Origin of the sequence: Natrialba chahannaoensis JCM 10990 (assembly GCF_000337135.1) — an archaeon.
GTDB classification, from domain to species: Archaea; Halobacteriota; Halobacteria; order Halobacteriales; family Natrialbaceae; genus Natrialba; species Natrialba chahannaoensis.
This window is the reverse complement of record NZ_AOIN01000035.1, coordinates 136,715-154,867: the sequence shown is the minus strand read 5'-3', so window position 1 is coordinate 154,867 and position 18,153 is coordinate 136,715. Positions and strand designations below refer to the sequence as shown.

General features: G+C 62.3%; 19 protein-coding genes. 10 read left to right on the top strand and 9 right to left on the bottom strand.

All coding sequences use genetic code 11. The annotated features are described in order from the left end of the window. The 3 genes from C482_RS04990 to bioB form a co-directional block, all read right to left on the bottom strand. The coding region (locus tag C482_RS04990; protein WP_006166385.1) for an aminotransferase class I/II-fold pyridoxal phosphate-dependent enzyme at positions 1-583 on the bottom strand (583 nt) is incomplete at its 3' end. Position 584: 1 nt separating this feature from the next. Beyond that, positions 585-1,625 carry a Gfo/Idh/MocA family oxidoreductase gene (locus tag C482_RS04985; protein ID WP_006166384.1) on the bottom strand — a complete coding sequence of 347 codons (1,041 nt, stop codon included), beginning with the start codon at positions 1,623-1,625 and terminating at the stop codon, positions 585-587. A 41-nt stretch (positions 1,626-1,666) separates the two neighbouring features. Further along, the gene (gene bioB / locus C482_RS04980; RefSeq protein ID WP_006166383.1) at positions 1,667-2,773 is read right to left on the bottom strand and encodes a biotin synthase BioB; all 1,107 of its coding nucleotides are present in this window, start codon (positions 2,771-2,773) and stop codon (positions 1,667-1,669) included. Between the two features lie 287 nt (positions 2,774-3,060). Between bioB and fer the strand changes: the two genes are divergently transcribed. Then, positions 3,061-3,450, top strand: a complete 390-nt coding sequence (fer, locus tag C482_RS04975; protein ID WP_006166382.1) for a ferredoxin Fer — start codon at positions 3,061-3,063, stop codon at positions 3,448-3,450. 298 nt (positions 3,451-3,748) lie between these two features. Here the strand turns inward: fer and glmM are convergent, their stop codons facing one another. Next, a complete protein-coding gene (gene glmM / locus C482_RS04970; protein ID WP_006166381.1) occupies positions 3,749-5,113 on the bottom strand; it encodes a phosphoglucosamine mutase in 1,365 nt (454 codons plus the stop codon). 167 nt (positions 5,114-5,280) lie between these two features. On the opposite strand from glmM, the gene C482_RS04965 reads away from it, so the two are divergent. The 4 genes from C482_RS04965 to C482_RS04950 all read left to right on the top strand — a co-directional run bounded on the left by C482_RS04965 (position 5,281) and on the right by C482_RS04950 (position 9,175). After that, positions 5,281-6,321, top strand: a complete 1,041-nt coding sequence (locus C482_RS04965) for an HVO_0234 family beta-propeller protein (RefSeq protein WP_006166380.1) — start codon at positions 5,281-5,283, stop codon at positions 6,319-6,321. A gap of 93 nt (positions 6,322-6,414) precedes the next feature. Beyond that, the gene (locus C482_RS04960; RefSeq protein ID WP_006166379.1) at positions 6,415-6,969 is read left to right on the top strand and encodes a hypothetical protein; all 555 of its coding nucleotides are present in this window, start codon (positions 6,415-6,417) and stop codon (positions 6,967-6,969) included. A gap of 155 nt (positions 6,970-7,124) precedes the next feature. After that, the gene (gene prs, locus C482_RS04955) at positions 7,125-8,039 is read left to right on the top strand and encodes a ribose-phosphate diphosphokinase (protein WP_006166378.1); all 915 of its coding nucleotides are present in this window, start codon (positions 7,125-7,127) and stop codon (positions 8,037-8,039) included. 146 nt (positions 8,040-8,185) lie between these two features. Next, positions 8,186-9,175: a DUF4382 domain-containing protein gene (locus C482_RS04950; protein WP_006166377.1), complete on the top strand. Its 990-nt coding sequence runs from the start codon at positions 8,186-8,188 to the stop codon at positions 9,173-9,175. A gap of 273 nt (positions 9,176-9,448) precedes the next feature. On the opposite strand, the gene ileS is transcribed toward C482_RS04950, so the two are convergent. Further along, positions 9,449-12,661, bottom strand: coding sequence for an isoleucine--tRNA ligase (gene ileS / locus C482_RS04945; RefSeq protein WP_006166376.1), 3,213 nt, complete (start codon positions 12,659-12,661; stop codon positions 9,449-9,451). Between the two features lie 221 nt (positions 12,662-12,882). Between ileS and C482_RS04940 the strand changes: the two genes are divergently transcribed. Further along, positions 12,883-13,146, top strand: coding sequence for a hypothetical protein (locus C482_RS04940; protein WP_006166375.1), 264 nt, complete (start codon positions 12,883-12,885; stop codon positions 13,144-13,146). Between the two features lie 20 nt (positions 13,147-13,166). Here the strand turns inward: C482_RS04940 and C482_RS04935 are convergent, their stop codons facing one another. Continuing rightward, entirely contained in the window at positions 13,167-13,394 is a 228-nt protein-coding gene (locus C482_RS04935) for a hypothetical protein (protein ID WP_006166374.1), read from the bottom strand. A gap of 128 nt (positions 13,395-13,522) precedes the next feature. Here C482_RS04935 and C482_RS04930 point away from each other — a divergent pair, with 128 nt between their 5' ends. Next, positions 13,523-14,242, top strand: coding sequence for a uracil-DNA glycosylase (locus tag C482_RS04930; RefSeq protein ID WP_006166373.1), 720 nt, complete (start codon positions 13,523-13,525; stop codon positions 14,240-14,242). A 54-nt stretch (positions 14,243-14,296) separates the two neighbouring features. On the opposite strand, the gene C482_RS21735 is transcribed toward C482_RS04930, so the two are convergent. Beyond that, the gene (locus tag C482_RS21735; protein WP_006166372.1) at positions 14,297-14,461 is read right to left on the bottom strand and encodes a hypothetical protein; all 165 of its coding nucleotides are present in this window, start codon (positions 14,459-14,461) and stop codon (positions 14,297-14,299) included. A 129-nt stretch (positions 14,462-14,590) separates the two neighbouring features. Here C482_RS21735 and C482_RS04925 point away from each other — a divergent pair, with 129 nt between their 5' ends. Next, on the top strand, positions 14,591-15,010 hold the full coding sequence (locus tag C482_RS04925; protein WP_006166371.1) for an HIT family protein: 420 nt from the start codon (positions 14,591-14,593) through the stop codon (positions 15,008-15,010). Between the two features lie 123 nt (positions 15,011-15,133). Further along, a complete protein-coding gene (locus C482_RS04920) occupies positions 15,134-15,421 on the top strand; it encodes a hypothetical protein (RefSeq protein WP_006166370.1) in 288 nt (95 codons plus the stop codon). 11 nt (positions 15,422-15,432) lie between these two features. On the opposite strand, the gene C482_RS04915 is transcribed toward C482_RS04920, so the two are convergent. Then, positions 15,433-16,491 (bottom strand): A24 family peptidase C-terminal domain-containing protein, encoded by a 1,059-nt coding sequence (locus tag C482_RS04915; protein WP_006166369.1) that lies wholly within the window; start codon positions 16,489-16,491, stop codon positions 15,433-15,435. Positions 16,492-16,686: 195 nt separating this feature from the next. On the opposite strand from C482_RS04915, the gene C482_RS04910 reads away from it, so the two are divergent. Further along, positions 16,687-17,433 carry a type 1 glutamine amidotransferase gene (locus tag C482_RS04910; protein ID WP_006166368.1) on the top strand — a complete coding sequence of 249 codons (747 nt, stop codon included), beginning with the start codon at positions 16,687-16,689 and terminating at the stop codon, positions 17,431-17,433. A 52-nt stretch (positions 17,434-17,485) separates the two neighbouring features. Here the strand turns inward: C482_RS04910 and C482_RS04905 are convergent, their stop codons facing one another. Further along, positions 17,486-18,085, bottom strand: coding sequence for a hypothetical protein (locus tag C482_RS04905; RefSeq protein ID WP_006166367.1), 600 nt, complete (start codon positions 18,083-18,085; stop codon positions 17,486-17,488). Positions 18,086-18,153: the final 68 nt, after the last annotated feature.

Here is an 18,153-nt window from a genome sequence, read left to right as displayed (position 1 = left end):
CGGAGTCGGTCACGACGAGCCACGAACCGTCTGCCGTTCCAGCGCCAGCCCGATCGGCCATTCGTTCCGCCAGCGCGTCCGCAGTACAGTGGTCGTAGACTTCGATAGCCGCTCCCGAGAGACGTGCACCGTCGATAATGCTCGCATGGTTGTACGCATCGGAGAAGATGACGTCCGGCGACAACGCGGTGATCGTTCCGACGTTCGCCGCATAGCCGGACGAAAACACGAGCGCTCGCTCCGCGCTCTTCTCCGCTGCGAGGGTTCGCTCGAGTGATCGGTGGGCTGGCGTGTCGCCCACGACGAGTCGCGACGCGCCGGCACCCGTTCCGACATCGCGAGCGCCGCGGGCTGCGGCGTCGACGACCGACGGGTCGCTGGCCAAGCCGAGATAATCGTTCGAGGAGAAGAGCACCTGCTCCTGTGCCGTCGTGAAATCGGCGGGCTCGTCCTTCGGGTCAGCAGCGACACGAGCACGAGACGCGACGCTCTCGACCGGCGTGAGATCACGGCGGAGACCCGCCTGCGCTCGCTCCCGAAGGCGTTCCTCGAGGTCGAACCCACGAGAATCTTGCAGTGCCATCTTAGAATTCGGGCAGCAACGCTGCCGGACCGAAGACGCCGTACTCGCCGTTCCGGTTCCGCCGAACGCCAGCCTTCAGATAGCCGAGTGCCGGACCGTTGACGTTAGCCTCCATGCTGGTGGCGTCATCGAGCTGGAACGTATTGGTGCCACGCTCACCGTCGAAGGTCGTCCCGGTCACACTCACCGTCGTGGTCGTCGGCTTCTCGTCCGATCGCACGTCGAGAATCCCACCGACCGTCACGTCCTCGGCGTCACAGATCCCTGCACGTTCGAGCAGCACGTCGTCGGCGTGTTCCATGTCGGTAAACTCGAGACGGCCGTCGTGATCGTCGATCACGCGCGTTATCTCCTCATCGGACAGTTGGCGGGCAGCTTCGAGGTCGTAGCCGTCAAGGTGAGCAATATCCTCCCTCACGGTCCCACGGTTGTCCTCGTACCCGGACTTGAGGCCGACACCCCACCAGATATCGACTGCTTCGATGTCGACGAACGACTGGGCGGCGAGCGCGGCCGCACCGGTCAACAAGCCGGGCGTCGCGCCTGCGCCACAAATGAAAGTGATGCCAGTGTCGACGAACGTCTCGCGGCGGTCCTCGAGCATACCGATAACGCGAGAGCGTTTCAGCACGTCGACGAGCACACCTTCATACTCCGCTGCCGCAAATCGATCGGCGATACGCGGGATGAAGTCGTGTTCGAGGTTTGGGACCGCAATTACCACCGCATCGATACGATCAGATGCAGCAATGATATCGTCGATTGGCGTCTCCGACCGCTCAGCCTGTGACGAGGCCGCAACACCGCTTCCCTCGCGGGAGTGGGTGACGGACGTGGTGCCTGCAGTACTTGACTCGTCATCCATGGTCGACGACGCCGTCGCCGCGAGCAGTTCACCCACGTCGAGCCCCTCGTGATCGATCGCAACGCCGTGGCGATCACACGCAGCGACGGGTGTTAATCCGTCTTTTGCCGTCGCGTACTCGAGTGTTCGTCTACCGATGCCACCGGTTCCAAGAACGGCGAATCGAATGTCGTGCATGGGTACTGTTTGGAGCGTCTCAGTGTCGCAATCGTCTGTGGTTATTCGTCCGAATCTGTTGGCGTCGTGCTCACTGCTGGCTCCGGATCCGAGCCCGCGGTTTTGTGTTGGGTCGTGACTGCTGCTGGATCGAAGTCGTTGACCGTCCGGTTGGGTTCCAATCCGGCGCGTTGGATGATCTCGAGGTCGTCGCCGGGTGTTTGTCCGGTTGTGGTGAGGTAATCACCCGTCAGAATTCCGTCGGCACCTGCTTCGAAGGGGAGGTGCTGGTCGGCTTTCTCGAGGGCGACCTCGCGGCCGCCGGTGAGTCGAACTCGTGCTGTGGGGTGGAGAAACCGGTAGACCGCGATGGTCTTGATGAGTTCGGTCGTCGAAATGGCCGCCTGATCGCGTTCTCCCAGCGGTGTTCCGTCGATGGGGTTGAGGATGTTGACCGGCAGCGAGGAGATGCCGATCTCCTGGAGTTCGATAGCCGCATCGACTCGGTCGGCCGGTGATTCACCCATACCGAGAATAACGCCGGCACAGAGGTCCATTCCTGCCTTCTTGGCGCGGTGCAGTGTGTGAAGCCGATCCTCGAACGTATGGGTCCCAATGATCTCGGGGAAGTATCGTCGAGAGGTCTCGATATTGTGGTTGTAGTGATTGACGCCCTCGGCCGCGAGGTCGTGTGCTTCCTCCCGTGTCAGTATCCCGAGCGAGGCGTCGACGTCGACGGCAGTCTCGTCGCGAACGAGGCGAATGGCTCGGATGACATCGGCCCATTCGTCGGGGCGGGCCGTCTTCGAGACGCCCTTTTCAGCGACGACAATGCCAAACCGCTGTGCACCGTCGGCCTCAGCACGTTTTGCGGCGTCGAGTATGTCTTCGGGGTCGAGGAAGCCGTAGGAGTCGATATCAGTGTCGAAATGGGCCGACTGCGCACAAAAACCACAGTCTTCGGCACAGTTGCCAGCCTTTGCGTTGACGATACTGCAGGCGTCGACTGTTCCATCAGAGAAGTGTCGACGGACGAGGTCAGCACCGGCGGCGAGCGCCTCGGCAGGCTGAGCGAGCAAGGCGAGACCGTCGGTTCGATCGAGGTGCTCCCCGTCGAGTACGCGACGGACTGCGTCGTCAACCGTTCGATTGCCAGTTTCGTAAACCACGATTTTTATCGTGGTTGACTAGGTCATAAAGATATCGAATACGTAGATCGATGGAAGTGAACTATCGACTGTCGGCGTCGCACGCAACGGTGAGAGAGATGTTCTAATCATCCGTTCGGTAGCGTCTCCAAGACTCTCGACCCTTTTTGCGACAGTTCCCACTCTGGTCGACCCGATCCAATCAGGTTCGTCTCACGGACAGTCCGGACAGGAAACCAATTTTGCGTGAAAGACCATTGAAAACGGAACAGCAAGCTATACCAGTGCGGGACTCGAAGCGCCGGTTGATGCCCACGGTAGAATACCTCAACTACGAAGTGCTGGACGACCAGGGTTGGGAAATGGATGACGACGACCTCTTCGAGAAAGCTGCAGACGCCGACTTCGGCGAAGAAGACTACGGCACCCTCGAGGTCAACGAGGGCGAATACATCCTCGAAGCCGCCGAGGCACAGGGCTACGACTGGCCGTTCTCGTGCCGCGCCGGTGCCTGTGCAAACTGTGCAGCCATCGTCACGGAAGGCGAAATCCAGATGGACATGCAGCAGATCCTCTCGGACGAAGAGGTCGAGGACAAGAACGTCCGCCTGACCTGCATCGGCTCCGCCGAGACTGACGAAGTCCAGATGGTCTACAACGCAAAGCACCTCGACTACCTGCAGAACCGCGTCATTTAAACGGTCTCACCGTTTTTCGTTCCCGTTTCTGCGTGTCCGTAAACGGTTGAGCCAGCCGTCCGTCGTCTACAGTCGATCCCACGGGATTTGGGAGTTAGTACACACCCGTACAGGATGAAGAGGAGACCCTACACAGACACAGCTGAAAGACAAAACACCTAGTCCAGAGACAAACGATCCATCATCCAGGTGAACTGCCTCAGGGCTTGACCCCGAGGCACACGGCCTGCTCCGCCTGTAGAAACACCCGGCTCGCACAGCGGCCAGCACCCGTCCCTTTCAGGAAACCGCAATCCGGTCAGGAGTCCGCCTTCGCGTCTGCAAGCGTCTCGTACATCTCCTCGACCAGTTCGGTCGCCCGATCTGCGTCGCGAGCTTCGGCATAGACCCGGACGAGCGGCTCAGTGCCAGAAGGACGAGCTAGCACCCAGGCATCGCCGTAATCGAGCCGATAACCGTCTCGCGTGTTCAACTCAGCATCCGCTGCATGGGCGTGATTCGCCGCCGCATCGAGCATCGCATCGCGTTCGGCCGTCGACTCGTACTTGATGTTGCGCCGAATATTCGCGTAGCCGTCGTACGGCGCGACGATCTCGCTCACCGGCTGTTCGGCAACCAACTCGAGGAACCGTGCTGCTGTGTAGGCCCCGTCTCGAGAAAGCCGGTAGTCCGGGAAGAAGATACCACCGTTGCCCTCGCCTGCAATCGGGACGTGCTCGCCGGTGGCCTCGAGTTCCTCGATTCGCGTGATGATGTTCGTCGAGCCGATCGGCGTGAGTTCGAGGTCAGCACCCACGTTGGTCACCACGTCGACGAGGCGCTGGGAGACGTTGACTGCAGACACCGTCGTCTCGCTGGACTCAAGTTGGGCCGCTGCGAGGGCGGCCAGTGCCGCGTCGCCAGAGACGAACTCGCCGTGTTCGTCGAAGAAGATGGCGCGGTCGGCGTCGCCATCGTGGGCGATGCCGATGTCGGCGTCGGTCGTCCGGACGAGACGGCCCAAATCCCCAAGATTGTCGGGAACTGGTTCGGGGTCGCGCCCGGGGAACTTGCCGTCTGGCTGGCTGTTGACTGTGAGGACGCGACAGCCGAGTTCGCGGAAAAACTTGGGGCTGGTGAGCGTGCCGGCACCGTGACCGGGGTCGAGTGCGACGGTCAGGTTGGCGTCAGCGATCGTCTCGCGGTCCGAAGCGGCGAGCAACTCGTCGATGTACTCATCGCGAGCGCCCTCGATCTCGCGGACGCGACCGGTTTCGTCCCACGGGGCGACGGCGAACTCGCCCGCAAGCAGCGTCTCCTCGACGGCTTCAAGGTCGGCCACGGCGAGTTCGACACCGTCGCTCCCGACGAGTTTGATCCCGTTGTACTGCGGCGGATTGTGTGAGGCAGTGATGACGATGACGGGGACCGCCTCGCGTTCGGCGTATCCCTGCGCGCCCGGCGTCGGAACGATCCCCAGTCGATCGACGTCAGTACCCGTACTCGTCAGTCCGCTCGCTGCTGCATCTGCCAGCATCCGTCCCGTGTAGCGGGTGTCGCGAGCAATCCCGACCCGGTCCACCTGCCAGGCCGTCCCCGCCGCTTTAGCCACCCGCAGGACGAACGCCGGCGTCAACTCCTCGTTGGCGACGCCACGTGTCCCGCTCGATCCGAAGACTTCCATCGGTCGCTAGTCTTGTGGGACTACCCAAATGGATTCCGGAGCAGCGATGCAGTGTGAGCGAGCGACGGCGGACGCCGAGACAACGCCCATTCGGTCCAGAACGAGACAGCAAACGCACCACACGACGCCAGCGGAACGCTTTCGGCCCAGCCATCCAATCCAGACATATGGACTCTATCGAGGAAAAACGCGTGTTCGGCGAGCGCGGCGGCGCGGTCCAGGCCTACGTCGCGAGTTCGTTCGGCCTCGTCCGTGTTCACATCGCCGGCGACACCGTCGGCGAGTTCACCCTCTGTGCACGCTGTGACGCGCGGGACATCACAGCGACACCGAACGGCCACGTCGTCGTCGCAACCGACGAAGACGTTCGTGTAGAAGAACACCCCCGCCACTCAGATGACGACGGCGACGAAAACACAGCCAGCGAGTTCAGCCTCACGGACACCGGTTTCGGACCTGCAACCGCGGTCGGCGTCACGGAATCGACGGTCCTCGCCGCTGGTCCCGATGGTGCCGTCGGCTTCCTAGAGTACGAGCGCGACGACGGACGAAATGACTGGCGAGACAGCGACTGGGAGGAACTCGAGTTCGAACGCAGCGGCTCCGAAGCGCTCGCCAACGAACCGACCACGGTCCGCGCAATCGACGGCGACCTGCTCGCGACCGACGCCGGCGTCTACCGGTTTCGCGAGACAGATAGTGAGCGGGTACTCGAGCACGCCGGCCTGACAGATGTCGTCGACGTGTCAGCGGCAGCGGTGCCGCTCGCGGCGACAGCGGACGGCCTCTACAGGCTCGGGAACGGCTGGATGAAGGTTGTCGAAGGGACGTTCGAAACAGTGACGGCAGATCCGCAGGCAGCGCCCGGGCGTCTGTCGCGTGCACACGCAGTCGGGCAGACAGAAGCGGGTTCGAACGCAACGGGCACAGAGACACACGAACCGGACCTGTACGCGTTTGGAGACGGGAACTGGGAACGGGTATCCGTCGAGAAAGTCAGCGACCCCATCGTCGACGTCGGCTACGGCCCGCGAGTGACGCCGGCACAGGAGGCAGCGACAGCCCTTGAATCAGTCTACGCCGTTACCGAAAGCGGCACCATCCTTGTCTCGGCGACCGAGGCGGGTGAGTCCACCACACCGGATGCGTGGCGACAGCGATCGGTCGGCGTCACCGATGTTACGGGGCTCGTCGTCCGCCCTGAGTAAGACAAATCATTCAGTGGACATGACAACTGCGGTCGAAAACCGGCCGCAGATCTAGCGGAAGTTTGACTATCCGTGACTGTCTCGGTCCGGAACATGAGCGACCTTCCGCGCCGCCGGCTACTGGCACTCGGTGGCACCGCACTGACAGGAGTGATTGCCGGCTGTTCCAGCAGCGTGAACGAAGACGATCCAAACGGAGACGACGACTCCGAGACAAACGGAACGGGAGACGAGGACGGCACCGAGCCAAGCGATGGGAACGAAAACGGGGACGAAACCAGCACAGATACCGCTAGCAGCACTGTCCTCGGCGACATCGCCGTCGAAAACCTAAGCGGCTCCGACCACACGGTCAACGTCATACTCGAGTTCGACGGCGAAATAGAGCACTGGTCGACCCACGAGTTAGATGCTGGCGACGGCGCGACCCTTAACCGTGACTGGGACGACGACGCAGGCAAGTTCCGCGTGATTTTGCGACTCGACGACGGCGACCCGGTACAGGATACCGCCACGTCCTGGAACGAGCCGGACTGTCTCAATCTACTGGTGACGATCAACCGCAACGGTGAGCTGACGACCCACGCCGATACGAACAGCGGGCCATGTGGCGACGGCGACGCTGATTTCGACGAGGGTGACGAGTAGCTGACCAGCGACTCACAGAGAGTCGAAATTCCCGAGAGAGAGAGAGAGTAAGGTCGAAAGACAATCCCACGGGTGGCCGTCGGGTCAGCACGTACCGAGGACTCGCAACGAACAGGAACGAAAACTGGTTTACGCCCCATCCTGTGGTGTCGAGTATGATCATCAGCGGAGCCGCCTCACAGGCGCTCGCCGCCGCGCTCGCACGCGAACTCGAGGAACCACTCGCTAGAGCCGAGTACGACCGCTTCCCGGATGGTGAACTGCTCGCCAGCGTTCCTGATCTGGCCAGTGTCGGCGACGGCGGCGACTCCGACAACAGCACCGACGACACCAATACCGGCACCAATACAGACCGCGCCATCATCGTCGCCTCCACCGTCTCGAGTGACGCTCACCTCGAACTGCTCCAACTCCAGGACGCCGCTCGCGAAGCCGGCATCTCGGAGGTCGTCACCGTCCTCCCCTACATGGGCTACGCCCGCCAGGACAAGGCCTTCGACACCGGCCACCCAATTTCGGCTCGCGCTGTCGCACGGGCCATCTCGAGTACCACCGACCGCGTCCTCACCGTCACCCCACACGAGGAAGCAGTCTGTGAGTTCTTCGAACCGACGGCGACCGCTGTCGACGCGGCGGACCGCCTCGCGGAGCCGCTGCCCGACGACCTCACGGATCCGGTCTTTCTCTCCCCAGACGCAGGTGCGATCGACCTCGCCGAAACGGTTCGAAACGCCTACGGCAACGGTGCAGGCGAAACAGACTACTTCGAGAAGGTGCGCCACTCCGGCACGGAGGTCGAGATCACGCCGAGTGACGTGGACGTAGAAGGCCGTGACGTCGTTGTCGCGGACGACATCATCGCGACGGGGTCGACGATGAGCGAGGCCGTCGGCGTCCTGCAAGAACGCGGCGTCGGCCGCGTCTTCGTCACGTGCGTCCACCCACTGCTCGCGAACAACGCGGTCACGAAGCTCTCGCAGGCCGGCGTCGAAGCGATTTACGGCACGGACACGATCGAACGCCAGCAAAGCGCAGTCTCGGTCGCGCCGTCGATCGCAGCGGAACTGTAACCGACAACCCGCAGACAAGACCCAGCAGCTATCGAACAGAGTGGCAGTCCAAACGCGAAGATAGTCCGACAAAAACGATTGTAAACCGTTCTGAAACGACGAACGACCGCCTCTTCTTAAACACGGTTCGCACCATGGTCGCAGTAATGACTTCCAAGCAGCCGACGCGAGACGACTCGAGTACAACTGACCGGCAGACAGATGCCGTCGAACGGCGGACGGTTATCGCTGCCGCCGGCGGAGCTGGAACGACCCTGCTCGCTGGCTGCATGTCCGACGGGGAGCAAGAGGAGGGAGAAGAAGGGGAGGAGGCAACCGGAACGACGGATAGTTCGAACTCTGATACGGGGTCGTTCCGGCTCCTCATCAGCGACATGCCAGCCGATATCGGTGACTTCGAGCGGTTGGACGTTTCCTTCGACCAGGCGCGCATCTTCGACGGTGGGGCCGAAGAAGAGAGCGATGCTGACGGGGAAGAAGACACAGAAGACGGTGAAGCAACCGATAGCGACGGTAATGACGACGAGACGGAGGGCAGCGATGATGGAGATACTGGCGGTGAGAGTGACGCCGGTGCGGACACCGACGGAAGCGAACGCCGAAAAGGCTTCTACATTCTCGACCTCGACGGCGCAACCGTCGATCTGACGGAGGTCGTCGGCGACAAGGCAATCGGTGTCTTCGATGGTGAGCTGTCAGCCGGAAGCTACGAGAAAATCGAACTATTCGTCGAAGAGACCGACGGTATCGTCGACGGCGAGGAGGTCGATGTGACCGTTCCCAGCGGAAAACTCCAGATCACCAGTTCGTTCGAGATTCGGGCCGACGAACCCGTCGAATTCGTGTTCGACATCAACGTCGTCAAGCGCGGCCCTAACAACGGGTACAACCTGACGCCCGTGATCGCGAAGAGCGGCGTGAACGGAGAGGATGTTTCCGTCGAGGAGATCGAACCCGGTGACCCAGACGCCGATGACGAATCCGACAAGGACACAGACGATGCAGCGGACGGCAGCGATGATACCGACACTGACGATGGCAGTGCTACCGACGATGACGACACCGACACCGACAACGAAAACGACACTCACGGCAGCGACGACGAGCGCCACGATTCAGAAGACGACGATAGCTGACCACAACTGATTGCAGACCGTACGTAACCACCCTGTGGCTTTGCGATCAGTTCGGCTCGGCTTCTCGAGTACGATGCAGACGAGAGGACAAGAGGGCAACAGCGAAACGAGACTGCAACTCGATCGCACTCTCGGCATCCACCTTTTTCCGCTTGAGTTCGGTCGTCCCTCTCTCACCACTCGCGCAAAAACTGTCTGGCGAGAGCAACGCGCTCGCTGACCTTGCTTCGCTCAGCAAGCGACCAAAATGCCGCTTCGTGTGCGAAGCGGTGCTTACTCAGATGCTTCCGGCACTGCTAGCGACTCGATCGCGATCTCCATCGCCACGCCTTCAACCTCCCACTCCTTGCGGTGGCCGTCGTCAACAACGTCGGCTCCGAACTCGTCCGCACGAACCTCCTCGCGGATCAGATCCGTACGCTCGTCGACCAGCGAGGCAACGCGATCGTCTTCGATTGCGAGTTCCAGCGCAATTCGCTCCTCGACATCGAGGTCGAGGTCCTTGCGCATCTCCTGCACCCGACGGATAACCTCGCGGGCGTAGCCCTCGCTCTCGATATCGTCAGTGAGCGAGGCGTCAACGTAGGCGACACCACGATCGTCGCCGTTCAGCCCGAAGGCCGTGCCGGCGACACCCTCCGGCGTCTGGGTAACGAATGAGACCATCTCCTCGGTGATCTCATCACCGGACTCGAGTACGTCCGCGACGGCCGCTGCGATCGACTCAAGCGTCGGCTCGTCGATTCGAGCCTCGTTGAGCGCGTTCATGACCTGGCCGGCGCGGTCGCCGAACGTCGGTCCGAGTTCGCTCATGTCTGCTTCGGCGCTGTAGTTCAGTTCGCCCCAGCGGTCGTCGGGCGAGACGAGTTCGATCTCGCGGGCGTTGAGGCGATCCTCGAGCAGCGGCGTGTGGCGCTCGACGGCCTCGACGACGCGCTGGTCGTCGGCTGCGACGACGACGCGCGGGACGGGCCAGCGCAGTTTGCGACCGGCCTGCTGGCGAGCGTTCGCACCAGCTTCCTCGATGGCGCGCAGGAGTGCGACGTCGTCCTCGAGTTGCTCATCGGCGAACGCCTCGTCGACGGCGGGCCAGTTTTCCATGTGGACAGTGTCGTGTTCGGCGTCGCCGGTGAGGGTGCCGTAGATTTCCTCGCTGATGAACGGCGCGTAGGGGGCGAGCAGCGCGACGGTTTCGCGGAGGACGCGGTAGATAGTGGCGTAGGCGGCTTCCTTGGAGGCGCTGTCCTCCTCTTCCCACATGCGCTCGCGGACGGCCTGGACGTAGAATCGCGAGACATCCTCGACGACGAAGTCGATGAGCGCGTTGAGGGCCTTGTCCTGGCGGCGCTCTTCGAAGTGTGCGGTCATCTCGTCCTTGGTGGACTGCAGGCGGGCGAGGACCCACTCGTCGATGAGTTCGAGGTCGTCTTCGACGTCCTCGACGGTCGTCGCCTGCGGATCGAAATCGTCCAGCCGCATGTACGGCAGCGGGAACCGGAAGACGTTCCACAGAGTTCGCAGGTGGTTCTCCATCGTCTGCATGCCCTCCCAGGAGAAGCGCATGTCGTCGCCCTGCGGGTTGTTTGAGAGCAAGAACGCTCGCATCACGTCCCGGCCGTGGCGGTCGATTGCCTCGTGGGGGTCAACCAGAATGTCCTTGGACTTGGACATTGCGCGCCCGTCTGGCATGAGCGCATGGCCGTGCATGAGGACCTCTTCGTAGGGAATCTCGCCGAGTGCGGCGGTGCCCATGCCGAGCTGGGACCAGAACCAGCCGCGGGTCTGGTCGTGGGCTTCAAGGATGAAGTCGGCGGGCCAGAGGTCGTCGAACTGACTGTCGTCGGATGGGTAGTTCAGGGTACCCCACGACGCAACTGAAGAGTCGAGCCAGACGTCGAACACGTCGGGAACGCGGGTGTAGGTGGTTCCACCCTCGGTGATGGTGAGGTCGTCAACGGTGTCCTTGTGGAGGTCGACCGTATCGGCGTCGATATCCTGGTCGACACGTTCGACGAGTTCCTCGCGCTCGCCGATGACGATCATGTCCTCATCATCATCGCGATCCTCTGGCGTCCAGACGGGCAGCGGAATGCCCCAGTAGCGCTGGCGGGAAACGTTCCAGTCGGGTGCCTCCTCGACGAAGTCACGGAAGCGGTTGTCCCGCGCCCAGTCGGGGTGCCACTGGCTGTCCTCGATGTTCTCGAGGAGTTCGTCCTTGACATCCGTGATCGTGATAAACCACTGGTCGGTGACGATCTGGATGATGCCCGTATCACAGCGCCAGCAGTGCCCGTAGTTGTGGGAGGCCGTCTCGGAGGCGAGCAGCGCGCCGTTGGCCTCGAGATCAGCCGTGATCTCGGGATCTGCGTCCTTGACGAACTCACCTTCGTACTTGCCGGCCTCGTCGGTGTAGACGCCGTCGCCGCCGACGGGACAGAAGATCGGGAAGCCGAGCTCGCGGCCGCGCTCGAAGTCCTCCTCACCGTGTCCCGGTGCGGAGTGGACGAGGCCGGTGCCGTCGCCGCCCGTGTCGACGTAGTCGGCGGCGTAGACCTCGTGGGCTCCCTTTGCGTCGACGTTGTCTGGCACTTCCTCGGCGAGTGGGTGCTCGTACGCCCAGCCGATCATGTCCTCACCGGGGACCTCTTCGACGACCTCGTAGTCGTCGTAGCGGCCCGTCTTCAGCACGTCCTCGTGCTTTGCCTCGGCGACGTACAGCAGTTCCTCCTCGCCGTCCTTCTCGGCGCGGACGCCAACGTAGTCGCCCTCCTCGTCGACCGCAACGAAGGTGTTCGCCGGGATGGTCCACGGCGTCGTCGTCCAGATGACGATCGAGCCCTCGCGGTCCTCGAGATCGAACTTGACGTAAATGGAGGGGTCCTCGACGTCCTCGTACTCGACCTCGTTGTTCGCGATTGCCGTCTCACAGCGGGGACACTGTGAGATTGAGCGGTGGCCCTTCTCGACTAAGCCGCGCTCTGCAGCCTTCGAAAAGCCCCACCAGGCCGCCTCCATGTACTCGGGGCTGACCGTCCGATACGGGTTTTCCCAGTCCATCCAGACACCGAAGTCCTGGAAGTCAGACTGGAGGCCCTCGAGTTGCTCGTCTGCGTACTCCTTACAGGCCTCGATGAAGTTCTCTTCGCCGTACTCCTCGATGTCCTTCTTGTTCTCGAAGCCGAGTTTACCCTCCACGCGGGTCTCGATCGGGAGCCCGTGCATGTCGTAGCCCGGACGGTCGGTGACATCGTAGCCTTGCATCCGGTGGAAGCGGATGTAGACGTCCTTGAGGGACTTGTTCCAGGTGGTCCCCATGTGTGCCGAGCCCGACGTGTACGGCGGGCCGTCGACGAAGAAGAACGATTCACCGTCCGATCGGTGCTCGACAGTTTGCTCGTAGGCATCGACGTCGTCCCAGTAGTCGAACACCCGTTGCTCGACGGCATCGGGGTCGTACTGGTCGTCGACCTCGCTAAACCTGCTCATACCTCACGTAATTGCCTGGGATGGTAAAGAGGAATCGATATTGCAGGTCAGCAGATGGATGGCGGGCGGACAGCAGATAGCCAGAACAGGTAACAGTGCAGAACAGTACAGACACAGACTGGTGACGGCGCGGAACGATGACGACATTGTATGCGTGACCGCGAGAACAACGCCGGCGGTTCGTCACGCCTATAGGTTAGAGATAAAACAGGTACACAGGGATGCTCAGAGCTCGCGATGCAATCGGACTGCTGTTTGATCGAGAAGTAGCGAAGCTCGCCGCCGTCGTAGCCATCGGTTGGTGGATGTGCTGGACAGGCGCTACGTCGGGGAGCTGGATCGAGTTCACGGGAGCGATGCGCGGAATCGAAGACCTACTCTCTATGCTTGCCGTCCTCGTCGGCGCAACACTCGCGTTCGGCGGGACGCTCGCGCTAATGGTCAAACTAATGTACGACGCAGTCGCCCTCGCTAACGCGAACTAGCGCGTTCGATAACCCGCAGTCTACTGTCCACGAACCGTGCCGAGCACCTTCTGATAACCGAGTCCGTAAACGCCCGCGTAGAGCATGATCCCGCCAATGGCGGCGAGCCACAGCGCCACCATCGTCTCCCCCGAGCCGAAGTGCTGGAAACTCGCATACTCGGCAGCGACACCGGCAACCGTGAGTGCGCCGGCAGCAACAGTATAGAACAGCAGTGACAGTGATTCCGCAAGCAGTTCTGAAGCCATTACGTTCGGTAGACAGCCAAGATAGGTAAACTTGTTCCCCCCGAGAACAACAGATCACAGACCAAAGCTGGTTAGATCGCGGATCCGACCCGCCTATAGCCATCGAGACCCGACCCTCGAGACAGATCGTGCCCGCTTCCGATCCTCCCTTCCCCGACTCCCGAAACGTCATCGAACCGGGCTGCCAGCGCTGTCCGGCACTCGCCGAACACCGCACCTGCATCTCGTGGGGCACCGGCTCGCTCGACGCCAACGTGGTCGTCGTCGGCGAAGCACCAGGCTCCGGCAACCCCGATGCCGAGGACTGGCAAGGCGGCAACTGGACCGGCAAGGCCTACACCTCGCGCCACTCCGGCCGGCGCGTCCGTCGTATGGTCGAGCGCATCGGTTACGGCGACGCCTACTACACCAACGCCGTGAAGTGCTTCCCCGCAAGCGAGGAGCCACGCACCTCGACAGCCAGCGGTGAAGCCACGAACGCCGAGACCCTGAGCACCGAGGACCTCCCGAGTAACCGCGAGCCCACACCAGCAGAGCGAGCACACTGTCGAACCCATCTCGTGACCGAGATCGAAACGCTCGAACCCGCTGTGTTGCTCGCGACAGGCAAACACGCGACGAAATCGGTGCTTGCAACCGAGGACCGAGAACTGGATGGCTTCATCGAGACGGTACTCGAGCCGGTTCGCTGTGAGCAACTCGAAACGTGGCTCGTGCCGATCCTGCACCCGTCGTATCAGGACGTGTGGATCGGTCGACTGGGGTACGAACCGGAGGAGTACCTCGCGGCGATTCGGGAGACAGTCGACGAGTGCGGGCGTCCGTCTCAAACGAGAGCCAGCGAGTGAGTTGAGCAGCGGCAGAGGCCACACGAGCACTCGACCGTCAACTATAGTGGGCGGTCAGAGCGACCCCGTGACCATGGAGTAGACAACCGTAAAGAAGACAAACCAGAGCAGCGTTCTGAAGAAGAGTTTGCTGTATATGTCCCTGATCGGCACCATTGCGTGAAACTGCCGCTCGGCGCGAAACAGTCGTTGCAGTGGCGTCTCGTCTCGATCACTCATAGCAGTACGTGAGCGGTAAGAACGGTCCACAGTTACCTGTTCCGGAGGCGACTATCACAGTTCGGTACTCGAGACGAGGCGATCCGACCAGCGGTAACCTTCTTACCGCGAGCCGACGCACAGTGGCGTATGAGCACGATCTTCACGCAGATCGTCGAGGGAGAAATTCCCGCCCGAATCGTGTACGAAGACGAGACCACCGTCGCCTTCCTTGACGCCAATCCGCTGGCACCGGGGCACACGCTCGTGATCCCGAAAGACGAGTGCGAGCGGCTGAACGACGTTCCCGCGGACGTCGCGACGGATCTCTACGACACGATCCATCGGATGGTTCCCGCCGTCGAGGACGCCGTCGATGCCGACGCGACGACCGTCGCGTTCAACAATGGCGAGGTTGCCGGCCAGGAGGTCCCACACGTCCACTGTCACATCGTCCCGCGCTTCGAGGGCGACGGCGGCGGTCCCATCCACGCGGTTGCAGGCAAGGCACCCGACCTTGACGACGACGAACTCGACTCGATTGCGGCGGATATTGAGTCCGGAGCCTGAATTACCGACTGTGGTGAGCGACGAGGGAGCCACAGCTACCAGATACCGGATCGCACCCACGACTACCGAAACACTACCGCCGCCCGTGACCCTTTTCTCACTCCAGCGTAACTCTCGGCACAGATGAGCACCCTCGACCGGCTTCGGACTCGCATCCGCGAGTTGCCGATCTCAATTCCGGCGGTACTCGAGTTAGCCAGCGTTTGCATCTGTATCTGTTTGTTCGTGGGGACGTTCGTGGCGCTTGCGAGTGGGATTCCGGGGGCAGGGAGTGGAGCGGCTAGCGCGGGTGACGCAGTGGTTGGGAGTGGCGGAGCAGAGCTGCTGTGGCTCGGGATCATTGCCGTCGGCGCTGCGTTCGTGGTCTTCTGGACGGCGCTGGTTCCGGTAGTTGAGCGGGTGTGCTACTAATTCCTGGAAGGTTAGAGGATGCCGAGGACGCCGAACAGCAGATCCCCATAGAGCACCGCGAGCAGCATCCCGAGGAAGATTGGCACCAGAAACGGCGTACCGGGTGAAACCCAGACCGTCTCCTTCGAGGTGATCGTGTCGAGTCCGGCGCGCAGTTGCTCGGGCGTCGTGCCGTAGGCTGTGCCCTCGATGTCTTTGAGGAAGGCGTCGGCTCCCCAGGGGTCATCCGTGGTCGTTTCGGACGGCACGTCTTCGGTCGCCTCGGGCGACTTGCTTTCGGCCGTGTCGCCGTCCACCGACTCGGGTTCAGACCCAGCGACACCGCCGTCCGGTTCGACCGCAACGGCACCGTCAGTCGGCGGGTTCGGCTCCGCAGGAAGCGTCGCGGGATCGCGATAGTACTCGGGGTCCGCGCGAAGCTCCTCGAGTGTGCACCCACGCCAGCGGAGGTACATCCGCAGGGCGTCGAGGTCGAGTCCACGGCTGGTGGTGCCGTTTGGTTCTTCCATCAGCCAGCCGGGCGTTTCGGGGAGCCGTTCCCAGGCAATCGGCCAGCCGAGGAACATCTCCCGTCGAATCCGGCCCGATGCCGCGTTTCGGACGGCCAGCAAGAGCGGAATCGCGAGCGCGACGATGACGGCATTCGTCAGAATCGTGAACGAGAACGTGCCGATCGGTGTCTCCACGAGCGGGACCGTCCAGGAGCCGATGGCGTACGACGGCAGTGTGGGAAACAGCAGGGCGAGCACGAGCAACGCCTTCGCGTCGGCACCGCCGAAGCCGCCGAACCACCAGAACAGGTACGCGATCGGGACGACGAGTCCTAGACTCACCGCCGCTGGCACCACGAACTCGTAGACGAATTGGTTCGACCAGCCGATGGGACCCGCGTGCCAGGCGAGCCACCCGTCCCAGACGAGTAATATCGCGCCGAGAACGGTGAGCGGAATCCAGACGGTACTCGAGACGCGTCTGGTTTTGATGTCGCGAACGGCGGTCCAGGCGAAGACGGGGAGGGCGAGGAGCCGGAGGAGGTCAGGCCCCGTCGCCGAGATGAACGCGAGTGACACGGTCGATGGTGGGTGTGGACGGCGCGGTACCGTTATGGTTTCGGCCTCCGGCAGCGACGCTCGGCGTTCGCCGCGGGGTCACGTCTGGGTGGCTCACAAGTGTACGGTAGCCGCCAGCGTGTTGCGTCAGCGATCGTGGCAAGACGGGCACAGTGCAGAAGGACTTTCCCTCCAGCCTCCCCACTAGTGGCGTAGATGACGTACGTCCGTATTGCCGTCCTGAACGCGGCTCACGAGGACGCGAACACGACGCGAAACTTCCGGCGCGAACTCGATGCCTCCCTGGCCGAGTTCGACGTTACGGAAGGCGAGCTTCCGAGGCACTTCGAATTTGACGCACTCGTCGTCACTGGCTCGCGATCGTCTGTGTACTGGGATGAGGAGTGGATCGACGCCACGAAGGAGTGGGTGAGTGAGGCACTCAGTCGATACCTGCCTGCGCTTGGCATCTGTTGGGGTCACCAGCTACTGGCCGACGTACTCGGCGGCACCGTCGAGGATATGGGTTCCTACGAGGTCGGCTACAGCGAGATCGAGCACTACGGCGACTCGCGACTGTTCGAGGGTATCTCCCAGTCGTTCACCGCCTTCACCAGCCACGCCGACGAAGTCTCGGCACTCCCGCCCGGTGCGACACCGCTCGCGGAGAACCACTACTCGAATCACGGCTTCCGAAAGGACCGCGTCTTCGGCGTTCAGTTCCATCCCGAGTACGACCAGCAAACCGCCCGCGAACTCGTCCACCGCAAGGACCTAGATGAGGATCGGCGCGACGCCGTCCTCGCGGAAATCACCGACGAGAACTACGCGGCCGCCTGCGAGGCCAAACTCGTCTTCGAGAACTTCCTCGAGTACGTCCACGAGCTGACTGCCGAGGCAGACGAGACGCCGAGTGTGGTGGACGACGGAGATGGCTCGGAGCCGGCCGGGCTCTCCGACTAACCACCAACCCGTACGAAGCAAGCCATCACGACGGAGAAACCTGACGGCGGCGTTAGCGACGGAGCTGCCGCCACCACTGTTTGAGCCGGCGACGGATTCGAATTACTCGAGTACGTCCACGTCCGTTCCCAGTCCCAGTCCCCAACCGTTTGAGGACTGATCCGCTACCTGCTGTGCTGTCTCCCGTAGTTCCATCCTCACACCTATCCCCGTCCCCGTCCTCCGCCGCCTCCTGATACGCCTCGAGAAGTCGCTCGTACTGCGTGATGAGTTCCTGTTGCTGGTCGGTGCGCGACTCGAGTTCGGTCTGCAGTGCAGCGATCTGTGCGCGGAGGCGAGTGCGTTCGATTCTGGTGGGCGTCGGTCGCGTCGCGCTCGTTCCGGCGAATCTCGCAGTGATCGGTGACGAAGCCTGCGCGGAGAGGTGGGGGTGGGGGTGGGGGTGGGGGTGGGGGTGCGTGTCTGTGCGGGCGGTGCGAGTAGCTCTCGTGGCGTCGGTTTCAGTGTCGGTGTCCGTGTGGGTTGGGGTATCAGTATCAGAATCGGTATCGGTAGCCGCCTCAGCGACGGCGGCCATCTCGGAATCACACGTGAAACTGACGACGACGGAGCGGTCACGGGCACGGGAGTGGGAACGGTGCTCGACGGACATGGGCGACACACACCTACACCGGACGCCTACAAAAGCGTCAGTCAGTCGGGCGTCAGACGGGTATAACC